Source organism: Ancylobacter defluvii (assembly GCF_018390605.1).
GTDB classification, from domain to species: domain Bacteria; phylum Pseudomonadota; class Alphaproteobacteria; order Rhizobiales; family Xanthobacteraceae; genus Ancylobacter; species Ancylobacter defluvii.
The window spans coordinates 786,747-800,693 of sequence record NZ_JAHBGD010000024.1; the positions used below are offsets into that span (position 1 = coordinate 786,747).

Below are 13,947 nucleotides of genomic sequence, written 5' to 3' on the forward strand. Positions count from 1 at the left end.
AGGGGTCTCCGCGCCGGGACTGGAAAGGGGGAAGACGGCGCGTCAGTCGCGCTCGCGCTCCTTGGCGACCTTGGTGAATTTCTTGATCACCCGGTCGCGCTTGAGCTTGGAGATATGGTCGATGAACAGCACGCCGTTGAGATGGTCGATCTCGTGCTGCACGCAGGTGGCGAGCAACCCGTCGGCGTCGATCTCCTGCGTCTCGCCATTGAGGTCCATGAAGCGCACCCGCACCCGCGCCGGCCGCTCCACATCCTCGTAATAGTCCGGGATCGACAGGCAGCCTTCCTGGTAGACCGATATCTCCTCGGAGGAGGAAACGATCTCCGGATTGATCAGCGCGATCGGGTTCTTCTCGCCCTCCTCGTCGCCATCCTCTTCCTTCGCCTGGCGCTTGCCGACATCGACGGTGATGATGCGCTCGGGCACGCCGATCTGGATGGCGGCGAGGCCGATGCCCGGCGCGTCATACATGGTCTCGAACATGTCGGCGACGAGGTCGCGCACGCGCGCGTCCACGCGCACGATCGGATCGGAGACCAGGCGCAGGCGGTTGTCGGGAAGGATGATGAGCGGGCGTACGGACATGCCGGGGGAAATAAGCGACGCGGGCTCGCCGGTCAACGGTCTCGAAACCACGATGTTCCCTTTTCGTTCGCACACAGCGCGGAATCTGCTAGAAGCAGGCCATGGACCAGCTTCTGTTTGTCGTCGCCGGGCAGGCCGTCACCCTCGCCACGCTTCTCACCGGCGGTGCCGCGCTCGCCTTCCTGCTGCTCGTCGCCGTGCTGGTGGCGGGGGCGCGGCAGTCGCGTGCCCGCGCCGTCGAGGCCGAGGAGCAGGCACGCCGTGCCGAGGAGCTGGAGGACCGGCTGATCGAACTCACCCGCAGCCAGTCGGAAATGGCGGGGCGGGTGCAGTCGATGACCGAGATCCTCGCTCACCGGCAGGGCGAGCTCGCCCGCGCGGTGGCCGAGCGGCTCGACGCCACCTCCTATCGCATGGGCGAGAGCCTCGCCCGCGCCAATGAGGCGACGCACGAGAATCTGGCTCGCCTCAACGAACGTCTGGCGCTGGTCGATCAGGCGCGTGCCAGCCTCGGCGAGCTTTCCGGCCAGGTGATGAGCCTGCGCGCGACGCTGGCCAACAAGCAGGCGCGCGGCGCCTTCGGCGAGGGGCGGCTGCAGGCGATCATCGCCGATGCGCTGCCGCGCGAGACCTTCGCCTTCCAGCACACGCTGGCGAACGGTCGCCGCGCCGATTGCGCCATCTTCCTGCCCGGCGACCGGCGGCCGCTGCTGGTCGATTCGAAATTCCCGCTGGAGGCGATCACCGCCTTCCGCGAATCCGCCAGCCCCGAGGCCCGCAAGCAGGCCGAGACCCGGCTCAAGCAGGATGTCGGCAAGCACATCACCGACATTGCCGAGCGCTATCTGGTGGCGGGCGAGACGCAGGACGTCGCGTTGATGTTCGTGCCATCCGAGTCGGTCTATGCCGACCTGCACGAGCATTTCGACGACGTCATCCAGCGCGCCTTCCGTGCCCGTGTGGTGCTGGTGTCGCCGTCGCTGCTGATGCTGGCGGTGCAGGTGGTGCAGGCCATCGCCAAGGATGCGCGCATGCGCGAGCAGGCCGACCGCATCCGCGCCGAATGCGGGGCGCTGGTGGAGGATGTGAAGCGGTTGCGCGAGCGGGTCGGCAACCTCGCGAAACATTACGGGCAGATGGGCGACGACGTCGCCCAGGCGCTCACTTCCGCCGACAAGATCGCCCGCCGCGGCGGGCGCATCGCCCAGCTGGAATTTTCCGAGCCGCCGGAGGCCGAAGACGCCGACCCCGCCGGGCTGCGCGGTGCCGCCGAATAGCGCCTGCCGCAGCGGTGCGGCACGGCATCGCCTTTTTCAACTGTCTAATTCGCAAAAGCTATCGCCTCTGATACATAACGTCTTTCGCCCACGCGCCGGGAATGCGTACGAGTGATCGACCGTTTCGAACTGCTGCTCGCCCTCGCCAAGGAACGCCATTTCGGCCGCGCCGCCGAAGCCTGCGGCATTACCCAGCCCACGCTGTCGGCGGGGCTCAAGCAGCTGGAGGAGGCGCTCGGCGTGCGCCTCGTCGAGCGCGGTTCGCGCTTCATCGGCTTTACGCCGGAAGGCGAGCGGGCGCTGGAATGGTCGCGGCGCATCATCGCCGACACCCGCGCCATGCGTCAGGAGATCGCCACGCTGCGCAAGGGCCTGTCGGGCCATATCCGCATCGCCGCCATCCCCACCGCCATGCCGATGCTGAGCGAGTTGACTACCCCGTTCCACCAGAAGCACGCCGATGTGCGCTTCACCCTGATTTCGGCGAGCTCCAACGAGGTGCTGCGCCTGATCGAGAACCTCGAGGCCGATGCCGGCGTCACCTATCTCGACAACGATCCGCTCGGGCGGGTGAAGACGGTACCGCTCTACAAGGAGACCTACCGTTTCCTCACCTCGGTGAACGCCCCGCTCGGCGACCGGCAGAAGGTCAGCTGGGAGGAGATCGGCCGGGTGCCGCTGTGCCTGCTCACCCCGGATATGCAGAACCGCCGCATCGTCGACCGGCAGTTGCGCGAGGCCGGCCAGCTGGCCGAGCCGATGCTGGAGGCCAATTCGACCATCGCCCTGCTGTCGCATGTGCGCACCGGGCAGTGGTCGAGCGTGGTTGCCAAGGCCCTCGCCGATGTCTTCGCCTTCCCGAACTCGATCCGCTCCATTCCGATCGGCGAGCCGGAAATCGTGCACCAGATCGGCCTGGTGGCGCTCGACCGCGAGCCGATGACGCCGCTGGTCTCCACTCTGATCGCCGAGGCGAAGGCGGTGGCGCCCGACCTCGCCAAGCGTCTCTGATCCAACTTCCGGCAGGTTCTGAGCCGGATACGGAACTCCCGCGCGGTTAAGTCGTTGATCCGGCAGGGCGGCATCGACGCCCGCGCATCGGCAGAGGCGGCTTCGGACCGTCGTACAGCTGGGAGGTATGTCATGCTCGGTTGGGCCCTCACCTTTCTCGTCATCGCCCTGATCGCCGCCGTGCTCGGTTTTGGCGGTATCGCCGGCACGGCGATCGAGATCGCCAAGATCATCTTCTTCGTCGCGATCATCCTGTTCGTCGTCTCGGCGGTGCTGGGGATGCTTCGCGGCCGAAGGGCGCCCTGAAACAACAGCGCGCATCTGCGACTACACGATACAGCACGCCCTTGCGCCGCCTCGGCGCGAGGGCGCCTTTTCATTGGCGCCTCTAATTTCGCGTTCACTCGGCCATCGACAGGACAAGCGAAAGCCCGGCGGGCCGCGCGCTGCGATCCGCCGGGTTTTGGCCGATGCGAATTTTCAGAGGCGTTCGGTAGCCGGGACGGGAACACCCACCGATTTTTCCGGGGCGAGGTCGTCGGCGGAATCGAGCGCGAGCAGTTCGCCGAGGCGATTGCGGGCGCGGTTGACGCGGCTCTTGATGGTCCCCACCGCGCATTTGCAGATTTCCGCCGCCTCCTCATAGGAGAAGCCGGAAGCGCCGACGAGCACCAGCGCCTCGCGCTGGTCGGGCGGCAGCCGCTCGAGGGCGGCGCGAAAATCCTCGAAGTCGAGATGGCTGTTCTGGTCGGGGCTGGTGGTCAGCGTCGCGGCAAACGCCCCGTCCGGGTCGGGCACCTCGCGCCGGCGCTTGCGGTATTCCGAGCGAAACAGGTTGCGCAGAATGGTGAACAGCCACGCCGACAGGTTGGTGCCGGGGTTGAAGCTGGATATGTTGGCGAAGGCCCGCAGCAGCGTCTCCTGCACCAGGTCATCCGCCTTGTCGACACTGCCGCTCAACGAGATGGCGAATGCTCGCAAATTCGGGATTGCGGCGATGATTTCATCGCGCAGCCCGGGATCGACGGTGCTCACGAGCCGGCTCCTCCGCCCGGCTTCTTGCCCGCACCCGACGGCTGGTCGAGCTGGGTAAGCAGGTCGAGGAAACGGTTGGGCACGCCCTGGCGCACCACATCGTCATACATGGCACGCAGGTGCTGGCCGATCTTGGCCTGGATGTCGCCATCCAGCGCTGTCCCCGGCGTGCGCGGCGCGTTCACGGCCACAGCATCGGCCATGGGTCCCCGCCCTTCATTCTCGTCTTCTGTCGTCATATTACGCTTTCCCGACATCGAGCCTCCGAAAACCGTTTGGACAGGAGTCTCCGTCGCTTCATGTTGCTGATAACCGGCAAGGGGCAAGGGAGTTCCAGCATGCGGGGAAAATTTGAAACGAATGATTAGCCGCCCGGAACCTTACCCCGCTATTGGGAGTTAACGGTTGCTTTGACTAATGCATTTTTCGGGGAGACGCGTGTGAGCACATCACAGACCGTTGCGCAGCATTTGCCGTTCCTGCGCCGCTACGCCCGCGCGCTTAGCGGCAGCCAGACCGCCGGCGACGCCTATGTAACGGCGCTGCTGGAAACGTTGATCGCCGAGCCCGGCGTTCTCGACCATCCGGCCGGACCGCGCATCGCACTCTATCAATTGCTGACCCGCCTGTGGGATTCGGTGACGCTGAACGGGCGCCCCGACCCCGGCCCGCCGCCGATGAAGGGCGAGCAGCGGCTCGGCCACATTACCCCACCGGTACGTCAGGCCTTCCTGCTGGTGTCGCTCGAGGGCTTCGCCGAGGAAGAGGCCGCGGCAGTGCTCGACATCGATGTCGCCACCCTGCGCAACCTCGTCGAGGAAGCCGGGCGCGAGCTGGCGGCGGAGATCGCCACCGACGTGCTGATTATCGAGGACGAGCCGTTCATCGCACTCGATCTCGAAGGGCTGGTGGAGAGTCTCGGCCACCGGGTGACCGGCATCGCCCGCACTCATTCCGAGGCGGTCAGCCTCGCCCGCCGCAAGCCGCCGGGACTGGTGCTTGCCGACATCCAGCTGGCCGACGGCAGTTCCGGCCTCGAGGCGGTGAACGAGCTGATCGAAAGCGTCGAGGTGCCGGTGATCTTCATCACCGCCTATCCCGAGCGCTTCCTCACCGGCATCCGTCCCGAGCCGGCCTTCCTGATCGCCAAGCCGTTCCAGCCCTCGATGGTCGCTGCGGTCATCAGTCAGGCCCTCTTCTTCGAGCGCAAGGCGCGGCCGCGGGAGCAGCGCGCTACCGCCTGAATTGAGGCATGCAGCTCGTGGAGCTCAATCTCGTGGACGACTTGGCACGCTCCGTCAGTGTCGTGTCGTCGTTCGCCATAACGCTCGGGCTGGTGCGCCTGCTTTATCTGCGCAGCGATTTGTCGCTGCGCATGCGGACGCTCATCTTCCTGCTGGCTTCGCTGCTGCTGACCATCGGCATGCTGTCGCTGGCCGCGGCGATCGATTACGAGGGCGTCGCGCCCTGGGTGCAGTCGACCATACGCTTCGGGCTTGCGGCGCTGAACTTCGTCGGCGCGGTGGCGCTGTGGACCAACCTCAAAGCGCTGGTCGCGCTGCCCTCGCCAGTGATCGTGGCGAGCGAGCAGCGGCGTCTGGCGCTTGAGCTCGCCACCGCCCTGCAGCGCTACGAGATGGCGCTGCGCGGCTCCAACGTGTCGATCTTCACCCAGGACAAGGAGTTGCGCTACACCTCGATCAGCAAGCCCCTGTTTGGCTTTCCGGTCGAGCAGGTGCTTGGCGCCAGCGATGCCGACCTGCTCGGCGAGATGCGCGCCCAGCCCCTCGCCCTGCTCAAGCGCGAGGCCCTCTCGAGCAACGAGCCGCGCAAGGGCGAGGTCGAGGTGGACGAGGCCGGTTCGCAAATGTGGTACGATGTCCATATCGAGCCGCTGCGCGACCTTGCCGGCACCACCGTCGGGCTCACCGGCGCGGCGGTCGACATCACCGAGCGCAAGGAAAACGAGCGGCATCTGCGCCTGCTGATGCGCGAGTTGACGCACCGTTCCAAGAATCTGCTCGCGGTCATCCAGGCGATGGCGCGGCAGACCGCCCGCCATTCCACCACCATCGACCATTTCGTCGAGCAGTTCAGCGCCCGCCTGCAGGCGCTGTCGCGCTCGCATGACCTGCTGGTGCAGGAAAGCTGGCACGGCGCCTCGCTGCACGACATGGTGCGCTCGCAACTGGGGCATCATCTCGACCACGACAACAACCGCATCTCGATCGCCGGGCCGGACCTGTTCCTCAAGCCGGAAGCGGCGCAGAACATCGGCCTCGCCCTGCACGAGCTGTCCACCAATGCCGCCAAATACGGCGCACTGTCGGTGCCGACCGGCAAGGTGTCGATCCACTGGGCGCGCCGCCAGCCGGAAGCCGGCGGCGGCTTCGAGCTGAGTTGGACCGAGAAGGGCGGACCGCGTGTCACCCCGCCATCGGCGCGCGGTTTCGGCTCGCTGGTGATCGAGCGCAATCTGGCGCGCGGCCTCGATGGCGAGGTCGAGCTGGCCTTCAACCCCGACGGGCTAGTCTGCCACGTCTCGGTTCCCGAGCACCATCTCTCGCTCCAGCGCGCAGAATGATTCCAACCACGGAACTTCACCGTTAGCCCTGCGTTAACTATGGCGTCGCCCATGGCACAGCAGGCCGGGCGCCAGTGAATTTTGCTTAGCAGCTCGCGGGACTTCCCGGCGAGGTCGCGGTTGGCGCGCCCTCGCACGATGCCGTCACGCGCCTTCGCCGGAGGGTCGAGACATGTTCAGCCGTCACATCGCCAAGGCCGGCTTCGCCGGAACCGCCTATCTCTTCGGGGCCGCGACCGGACTGGCGGTCGCTCTTCCTCTCGCCGCCGTCGCCTTCACACCCGAGCGCGTCGCAGCCCCGGAGCCTCGGGCCATCGAAGCGCCGGCAGTGAGCCAGTCGACGATGGTGAACCGCGCGACCAAGGGTCCGCGCCTCGATATCACCGTTCCGGCAGCGGCCCTGCCCACCGCCCCCGTGCAGGCACCGGCTCCGGATCTCGCCCGCGACATGCCGACGGTCGCACCGCAGCCCGCTCTCGACATGAAAGCGCCGGGCGCGCCGCGCGCGCCGGCTGGCGCCGCCCCGGCGCCGATGCCACGCGGCTGCCTGTCGGCGCTCGGCGGAATCCGGCCGAATATCCCCACGGAGAACCTCACCGTCTGCATCGCCGATATCTCGACGCTCAACTGACAAATCGAAAAAGTATTATTACACCGACACTTAAATAAAAAACTTCGGAACCGATCAGTATAGATCCCGTTATATCAGCAGACGGTCGCGAGACCGCGCAATATCCGATTGATATATTGACGGGAGTACGATGATGACGAACAGGATCATTACTTATACCGCGCTTGCGGCCCTGTCGCTCGCCCCCGCCGTGGCGTTTGCCCAGAGCCCCTCGCCCAGTTCGCAGCAGCCCGACACGGCCAACGAGCAGACCCTGCCCAATGCGGCGTCGCCCTCGCCGGCCTCGCCCAATGCGCCGGCCTCCACCATGCCGAATGCCAGCGCGCAGACAACGGCGGTGCCGAACACTCCGACCTTCATCAGTGCCCAGACCGGCACCCAGTGGCTCGGTTCGGATCTTATCGGCACCGATGTGGTGACCTCGACCGACGAGAAGCTGGGATCGATCAGCGATGTGCTGGTGGAGCGTGACGGCTCGATCACCGCGGCGGTGATCGACGTGGGCGGCTTCCTCGGCATCGGCGCCAAGCCGGTCGCCGTCTCCTTCAAGTCGCTTACCGCGACCCCGACCCAGGACGGCGAGAAGATCGTCGTGGCCCTGACCAAGGAGGAGCTGAACTCGGCGCCGGAATTCAAGACGCTGGAGCAGAGCGCCAGCGCCACCGCACCGAAGACCCAGTAAGAGATCGCCGGTTCTTTGAGAACCGCGTGACAGTGACCGACATGCCCGGCCCCCGCGCCGGGCATGTTCGCGTTTGCAGTCCGTGCCTGAGGAGTCTCCTCTGCAGTTTCTCGTTTGAAAGCACGATGTTCCGGCGATCGTGGCCTCGCCGACGATGACGTCGGCGGCGGGATCGGATAAAGCGGAAGACCCCTTCACGCCGGACCGCGCCATGATCGAACCTCGCCGTCGCCGAACCGAGCCGCCCTTCCGGGAGCTGTTCGATATCGACGTCCTGCGCGCCGAGCTCTGCGCGCTTGCCGACGGCATGTTCAGCGGCGACAAGCCGGCAAGCGAGATCGAGCTGCGCAGCGCGGTCGCCAAGCGATTGAAGCTGGCCTATGCCGAGGGCCACAAGGTCGCCGAGAGCTGGCTGATGGCCGATGGCTCCGGCCGCCGCTGCGCCGAACGGCTGTCGCGGCTGCAGGACGAGATCCTCCAGCTCGTCCACGAACTGGTTGTGAAATATCTCTACCCGTCCGACAATCCCTCCACCGCCGAGCGCATGGCGATCGTCGCCGTGGGCGGCTATGGCCGCGGGCTGATGGCGCCGGGCTCGGACACCGACATCCTGTTCCTGTTGCCCTACAAGCAGACCGCATGGGGCGAGAGCGTCGCGGAATCCATCCTCTACGTGCTGTGGGACATGGGGCTGAAGGTCGGCCACGCCACCCGCTCGGTCGACGAGTGCATCCGCCAGGCCCGCGGCGACATGACCATCCGCACCTCGGTGCTGGAGGCCCGCCTGCTGCTCGGCGAGGTCGCGCTGTTCGACGAGCTGATGCGTCGCTTCGACGCCGAGGTGGTCGAGGGGACCGCGGCGGAATTCGTCGCCGCCAAGCTCGCCGAGCGCGAGGAGCGCAACAAGCGCGCCGGCCAGTCGCGCTATCTCGTCGAGCCCAACGTCAAGGACGGCAAGGGCGGCCTGCGCGACCTGCACACGCTGTTCTGGATCGCGAAATATGTCTACCGGGTGCGCGAGACCCGCGACCTCGTCGCCAAGGGCGTGTTCACGCCGGAGGAGGCGACGCTGTTCCGCCGCTGCGAGAGCTTCCTCTGGTCGGTGCGCTGCCATCTGCATTTCCTCGCCGGCAAGGCGGAGGAGCGGCTGTCCTTCGATTTGCAGCGCGAGATGGCCGAGCGGCTCGGCTATGTCAGCCATCCCGGCCTGAAGGACGTCGAGCGCTTCATGAAGCACTACTTCCTGATGGCGAAGGACGTCGGCGACCTCACCGCCATCGTCTCCTCGGCGCTGGAGGAGCGGCATGACAAGCCGGTGCCGCGGCTCAACCGGATGATCGCCCGGCTGCGCCGCTCGCCCAATCGCAAGCTGAAGGAAAGCCCGGACTTCATCGTCGACCATGATCGCATCAATGTCGCCGATGCCGGCGCCTTCGAGCGCGACCCGGTCAACCTGATCCGCATCTTCTACTATGCCGGCCGCAAGGGCCTCGCCTTCCATCCCGACGCGATGCGTCTCGCCACCCGCTCGCTGCGGCTCATCGATGCCGGCGTGCGCGACAATCCGGAAGCCAACCGGCTGTTCCTCGACATCCTCACCGCGCGCGACACCGCCGAGATCGTGCTGCGGCGGATGAACGAGACCGGCGTGCTCGGGCGCTTCGTGCCGGATTTCGGCAAGATCGTCGCGATGATGCAGTTCAACATGTACCACTCCTACACGGTGGACGAGCATCTGATCCGTGCCATCGGCGTGCTGGCCGAGATCGAGCGCGGCGACCGTCCCGAATACGGCATCGCCAACGAGATCATCCACCAGATCAAGAACCGCCAGTTGATCTATGTGGCGGTGTTCCTGCACGATATCGCCAAGGGCCGGCCGGAGGACCATTCGGTGGCCGGCGCCCGCGTCGCCCGCAAGCTGTGCCCGCGCTTCGGCCTGTCGGCGGCCGATACCGAGACCGTTGCCTGGCTGATCGAGCAGCATCTGGTCATGTCGACCATCGCCCAGTCGCGCGACCTGTCGGACCGCAAGACCATCGAGAATTTTGGCGCCGTGGTGCAGAGCCTGGAGCGGATGCGGCTGCTGCTCATCCTCACCACCGCCGATATCCGCGCCGTCGGGCCGGGGGTGTGGAACAACTGGAAGTCGCAGCTCCTGCGCACCCTTTATTACGAGACCGAGCCGGTGGTCACCGGCGGCTTCTCGGAATCGAACCGCAACCAGCGTGTGGCACGGGCGCAGGCGGAATTCCGCGCCGCCATGCTGGGCGGCACATCCGGCGCCTCCTCGGGCTGGGAGCCGGAGGCGCTGGAGCGCTATATCGACCGGCTCTATCCCAGCTACTGGCTGCGCGCCGATCTCGCCCACAAGGTCGAGCACGCCAACTTCATCCTGGCGGCGGAGGCGGAAGGCCGGGCGCTGGCCACCGCCAGCCGCTCCGACCCGAAGCGCGGCATCACCGAGCTCACCGTCTTCGCGCCCGACCATCCCAAGCTGCTGGCGGTGATCGCCGGCGCCTGCGCCGCGGCCGGCGCCAACATCGTCGATGCGCAGATCAGCACCACTACCGACGGGCGGGCGCTCGACACCATCTCGCTCACCCGCGCCTTCGAGCAGGACAGCGACGAGATCCGCCGTGCCGACCGCATCGCCTCGTCGATCGAGAAGTCGCTGTCGGGAGAGATCCGGCTGCCGGAAGTGGTGGCGAGGAAGATTCCCAAGCGGCCGCGCGCCTTCACCGTCGAGCCGGAGGTGACGCTCAACAATTCGTGGTCGAACCGCCACACCGTGGTGGAGGTCGCCGGCCTCGACCGGCCCGGCCTGCTCTACGGCGTCACCCAGACGCTGTCGCGGCTCAATCTCAACATCGCCTCCGCCCATGTCGCCACCTTCGGCGAGCGGGTGGTGGACGTGTTCTACGTCACCGACCTGATGGGGGCGAAGATCATCGGCGCCGCCCGGCACTCGGCGATCCGCCGGGCGCTGCTGCAGGTGCTCGACGCCGACGACGAAACCAATGCCGGCGCGGCGTCCGACGCCTCGCCGGCCGCATGAGATTGTGAAACCCCAGATTGCGAAGCCTCCCGTGCTGCTGACCTATGTCTATCTGCTGATCGCCATCACCGCCGAAGTGATCGCCACCACCTCGCTGAAGGCGACCGAGGGGTTCACCCGGCTGGTGCCGACCCTCGTGACCCTTGCCGGCTACGGCATCTCCTTCTTCTTTCTGTCGCTGGTGCTCCGGGTGCTGCCGACCGGCATCGCCTATGCCATCTGGACCGGCGTCGGCATCGTGCTGGTCTCGGTGGTAAGCTGGCTGTGGCTGAAGCAGTCGCTCGACCTGCCGGCGATCATCGGCCTCGGCCTCATCCTCGCCGGCGTCGTCACGGTCACGCTGTTCTCGAGCTCGGTCCAGCACTAGCCGGGGAAAGCTCTCAGCGCCGCGAAATCGCCCTTAACCCCACGTTTATCCGCCACGGTTTAGGTTTCGTTTACCGGCGGTTTTCGGGGGATATTCCGCACGTCATGTTCGGGCGCAACGGCGATAACGAGCGGCGCGAGCCGGTGCTGAGCGCATCGTCGGCTTATGGAGAACTGCGCCTGTCGCCGGAAGACCGGCCGACCGCCATGGTCCGCAAGAGTAGCGGTGGCGGCTCCTCGCGCAAATCCGGCTCCTCCTCGGCCTCGCGCGAATCCGGGCGCTCCGCTTCCGGACGCGGGCGCGGCCCCAAGCGACGCGGCCTGCTGTCGCGGTTGTTCTACTGGACCTTCGTGCTCGGCATCTGGGCGGTAGTCGGCGTCGCCGGCCTCATCTTCTATGAGGCGGGCCAGCTGCCGCCGATCCAGAACCTCGCCATTCCCGACCGGCCGCCGACCATCATCATCCAGGCCGCCGACGGCAGGACCATCGCCACCCGTGGCGAGATGCGCGGCTCCGCCGTGCCGCTGCGCTCGCTGCCGCCCTATGTGCCGCAGGCCTTCGTCGCCATCGAGGACCGGCGCTTCTACTCGCATTTCGGCCTCGACCCGCTCGGCCTCGGCCGCGCGGTGTTCGTCAACCTGACCTCGGGACGGCTGCGCGAGGGCGGCTCGACACTGACCCAGCAACTGGCCAAGAACCTGTTCCTCACCCAGGAACGCACGCTCTCGCGCAAGATCCAGGAACTTATCCTGTCGATCTGGCTGGAGACCAAATATTCCAAGAACGAGATTCTCGAGCTCTATGTGAACCGCGTCTATTTCGGCGCCGGCGCCTGGGGCATCGAGGCGGCGGCGCAGCGCTACTTCAACAAGTCGGCGCGCCAGCTCACCCTGGCGGAGGCGGCGATGATCGCCGGCCTCGTCAAGTCGCCCTCCTCGCTGGCCCCGACCCGCAACCTCGACGCGGCGCAGCAGCGCGCCGCGGTGGTGCTCGACGCCATGGCCGATGCCCGCTTCATCTCGACGGAGATGGAGCAGGCGGCGCTCGCCAAGCCGGCAACGGTGGCGAAGAACAACTCCTCCGACGTCGCCGGCTATGTCGCCGACTGGGTCGCCGACCAGCTCAAGACCATCCTGCCCAGCATCGAGCATGACGTGATCGTGCAGACCACGCTCGACATGTCGCTGCAGGCGGTCGCCGACAAGGCGCTGAAGGAGGCGCTGGCCAAGAACGGCAAGAAGCTCGGCGTCGAGCAGGGCGCCCTGGTTGTGATGGACACCGATGGCGGCGTGCGCGCTCTGGTCGGCGGGCGCTCCTATGAGGAGAGCCAGTACAACCGCGCCGTCACCGCCCGGCGCCAGCCCGGCTCGTCCTTCAAGCCCTTCGTCTATCTCACCGCGATGGAGCGCGGCCTCACGCCGGAGACGATCCGCGAGGACGCGCCGGTGCAGATCAAGGGCTGGAAGCCGGAGAATTTCAGCCGCGACTATCGCGGCCCGGTCGATCTCAAGACCGCGATCTCGCTGTCGCTCAACACCGTCGCCGTCCGCCTGGCGCTGGAAGTCGGACCGGGCGAGGTGGTGAAGACCGCCCAGCGCCTCGGCATCACCTCCAAGCTGGAGCCCAATGCCTCGATCGCGCTGGGCACCTCGGAAGTGTCGGTGCTGGAAATGGCCGATGCCTATGCGCCGTTCGCCAATGGCGGCTACGGCGTCGCCGCGCATGTGATCCAGCAGGTCAAGGACAGCGGCAGCGGCAAGCTGCTCTACACCGCACCCTCGCCGAACCGCGGCATGGTGATGGCACCGCCACATGTGTCGATGATGAACCGCATGCTGCAGCAGGTGGTGCTCACCGGCACCGCCAAGCGCGCCGACCTGCCCGGCTGGCCGGTGGCCGGCAAGACCGGCACCAGCCAGGATTACCGCGACGCCTGGTTCATCGGCTATACGGGCCGGCTCGTCGCCGCCGTCTGGCTCGGCAACGACGATTCCTCGCCGACCAAAAAGGCCTCGGGTGCCGGCGTGCCGGTGGAGGTGTGGAGCCAGGTGATGAAGGCGGCGCACAAGGACATGCCGCCGGTCCAGCTGCCCGGCGCCGGCTTGGAGGCGCCGCAGATCGCGCCCTCCAACCTGCCGCCCGGCGATGTGCCGGAGGAGCCGGTGGTCACCGGCGGCCCGCAGGCGCAGCGCAAGCCGGCCACCATCGACAACTGGCTGCTCGACAAGCTGTTCGGCGGCTGAGGATCGAGCGTCCACCGTGGCGACCCCGCCGCCGTCATCTCCCGGTTGTCATCCCGGCCGCACGACGGCTGTCGTCATCCCAGCCGGAGCGCGGCGCAGAGCCGGATCATGTCCCGTCCCTCCGCTCTTCACCTCCCAAGCGGTCCCCGATCGGTCCTGAAGGACCGTCCGGGATGGCGGTCCCAATCGAAAGCCGTGCCCTTCCTCTCCCTCTCCCCGTCGGGGAGAGGGTTGGGGTGAGGGTCTTCTTGGCTTCCCGATGTCGTCCCCCCTCACCGACCCGCGGGAGCCTGTCCTCGGGCTCGCCAAAGACAAGACCCGTCGGTGGGCCACCTCTTCCCAATTGGGAGAAGAATGGTTCGAAAGCTTCCCAGGAAGCCGTCCGACATGAGGCCAGGAACCGCGTCATGTTCAGGCTGTTCCGGGCATCCACGCCTTTGGCCGGGCATACCCGGCGCAACCGTGTGGATG

At 66.8% G+C, this 13,947-nt stretch carries 13 protein-coding genes; 10 read left to right on the forward strand and 3 right to left on the reverse strand.

Annotated elements, in window-relative coordinates; translation table 11 throughout:
- Positions 1-42: 42 nt before the first annotated feature.
- Positions 43-588 (reverse strand): peptide deformylase, encoded by a 546-nt coding sequence (def, locus tag KHC24_RS19845; RefSeq protein ID WP_213365022.1) that lies wholly within the window; start codon positions 586-588, stop codon positions 43-45.
- A 101-nt stretch (positions 589-689) separates the two neighbouring features.
- Between def and KHC24_RS19850 the strand changes: the two genes are divergently transcribed.
- From KHC24_RS19850 to KHC24_RS19860, 3 genes are all read left to right on the forward strand, one after another.
- Positions 690-1,865: a DNA recombination protein RmuC gene (locus KHC24_RS19850; protein WP_213365023.1), complete on the forward strand. Its 1,176-nt coding sequence runs from the start codon at positions 690-692 to the stop codon at positions 1,863-1,865.
- 111 nt (positions 1,866-1,976) lie between these two features.
- A complete protein-coding gene (locus KHC24_RS19855; protein ID WP_213365024.1) occupies positions 1,977-2,876 on the forward strand; it encodes a LysR family transcriptional regulator in 900 nt (299 codons plus the stop codon).
- Between the two features lie 132 nt (positions 2,877-3,008).
- Positions 3,009-3,182, forward strand: coding sequence for a DUF1328 domain-containing protein (locus KHC24_RS19860; protein WP_213365025.1), 174 nt, complete (start codon positions 3,009-3,011; stop codon positions 3,180-3,182).
- A gap of 174 nt (positions 3,183-3,356) precedes the next feature.
- Here the strand turns inward: KHC24_RS19860 and KHC24_RS19865 are convergent, their stop codons facing one another.
- Together KHC24_RS19865 and KHC24_RS19870 are read right to left on the reverse strand one after the other, a co-directional pair.
- A complete protein-coding gene (locus KHC24_RS19865; protein WP_271180619.1) occupies positions 3,357-3,911 on the reverse strand; it encodes a sigma-70 family RNA polymerase sigma factor in 555 nt (184 codons plus the stop codon).
- Positions 3,908-4,114 (reverse strand): NepR family anti-sigma factor, encoded by a 207-nt coding sequence (locus KHC24_RS19870; protein WP_213365026.1) that lies wholly within the window; start codon positions 4,112-4,114, stop codon positions 3,908-3,910. The genes KHC24_RS19865 and KHC24_RS19870 overlap by 4 nt, the downstream gene beginning before the upstream one ends.
- Positions 4,115-4,351: 237 nt before the next feature.
- Here KHC24_RS19870 and KHC24_RS19875 point away from each other — a divergent pair, with 237 nt between their 5' ends.
- The 7 genes from KHC24_RS19875 to KHC24_RS19905 all read left to right on the forward strand — a co-directional run bounded on the left by KHC24_RS19875 (position 4,352) and on the right by KHC24_RS19905 (position 13,476).
- Positions 4,352-5,155: a response regulator gene (locus tag KHC24_RS19875; RefSeq protein WP_213365027.1), complete on the forward strand. Its 804-nt coding sequence runs from the start codon at positions 4,352-4,354 to the stop codon at positions 5,153-5,155.
- Between the two features lie 32 nt (positions 5,156-5,187).
- Positions 5,188-6,495 carry a sensor histidine kinase gene (locus KHC24_RS19880; RefSeq protein ID WP_271180620.1) on the forward strand — a complete coding sequence of 436 codons (1,308 nt, stop codon included), beginning with the start codon at positions 5,188-5,190 and terminating at the stop codon, positions 6,493-6,495.
- Positions 6,496-6,667: 172 nt separating this feature from the next.
- The gene (locus tag KHC24_RS19885) at positions 6,668-7,126 is read left to right on the forward strand and encodes a hypothetical protein (protein ID WP_213365029.1); all 459 of its coding nucleotides are present in this window, start codon (positions 6,668-6,670) and stop codon (positions 7,124-7,126) included.
- A 133-nt stretch (positions 7,127-7,259) separates the two neighbouring features.
- Positions 7,260-7,808 (forward strand): PRC-barrel domain-containing protein, encoded by a 549-nt coding sequence (locus KHC24_RS19890; protein ID WP_213365030.1) that lies wholly within the window; start codon positions 7,260-7,262, stop codon positions 7,806-7,808.
- 211 nt (positions 7,809-8,019) lie between these two features.
- Entirely contained in the window at positions 8,020-10,866 is a 2,847-nt protein-coding gene (locus KHC24_RS19895; RefSeq protein WP_213365031.1) for a [protein-PII] uridylyltransferase, read from the forward strand.
- 34 nt (positions 10,867-10,900) lie between these two features.
- Complete coding sequence (locus tag KHC24_RS19900) at positions 10,901-11,233, forward strand: SMR family transporter (protein ID WP_213365213.1); 333 nt, start codon at positions 10,901-10,903, stop codon at positions 11,231-11,233.
- A 104-nt stretch (positions 11,234-11,337) separates the two neighbouring features.
- Entirely contained in the window at positions 11,338-13,476 is a 2,139-nt protein-coding gene (locus tag KHC24_RS19905; protein ID WP_213365032.1) for a transglycosylase domain-containing protein, read from the forward strand.
- Positions 13,477-13,947 lie beyond the last annotated feature (471 nt).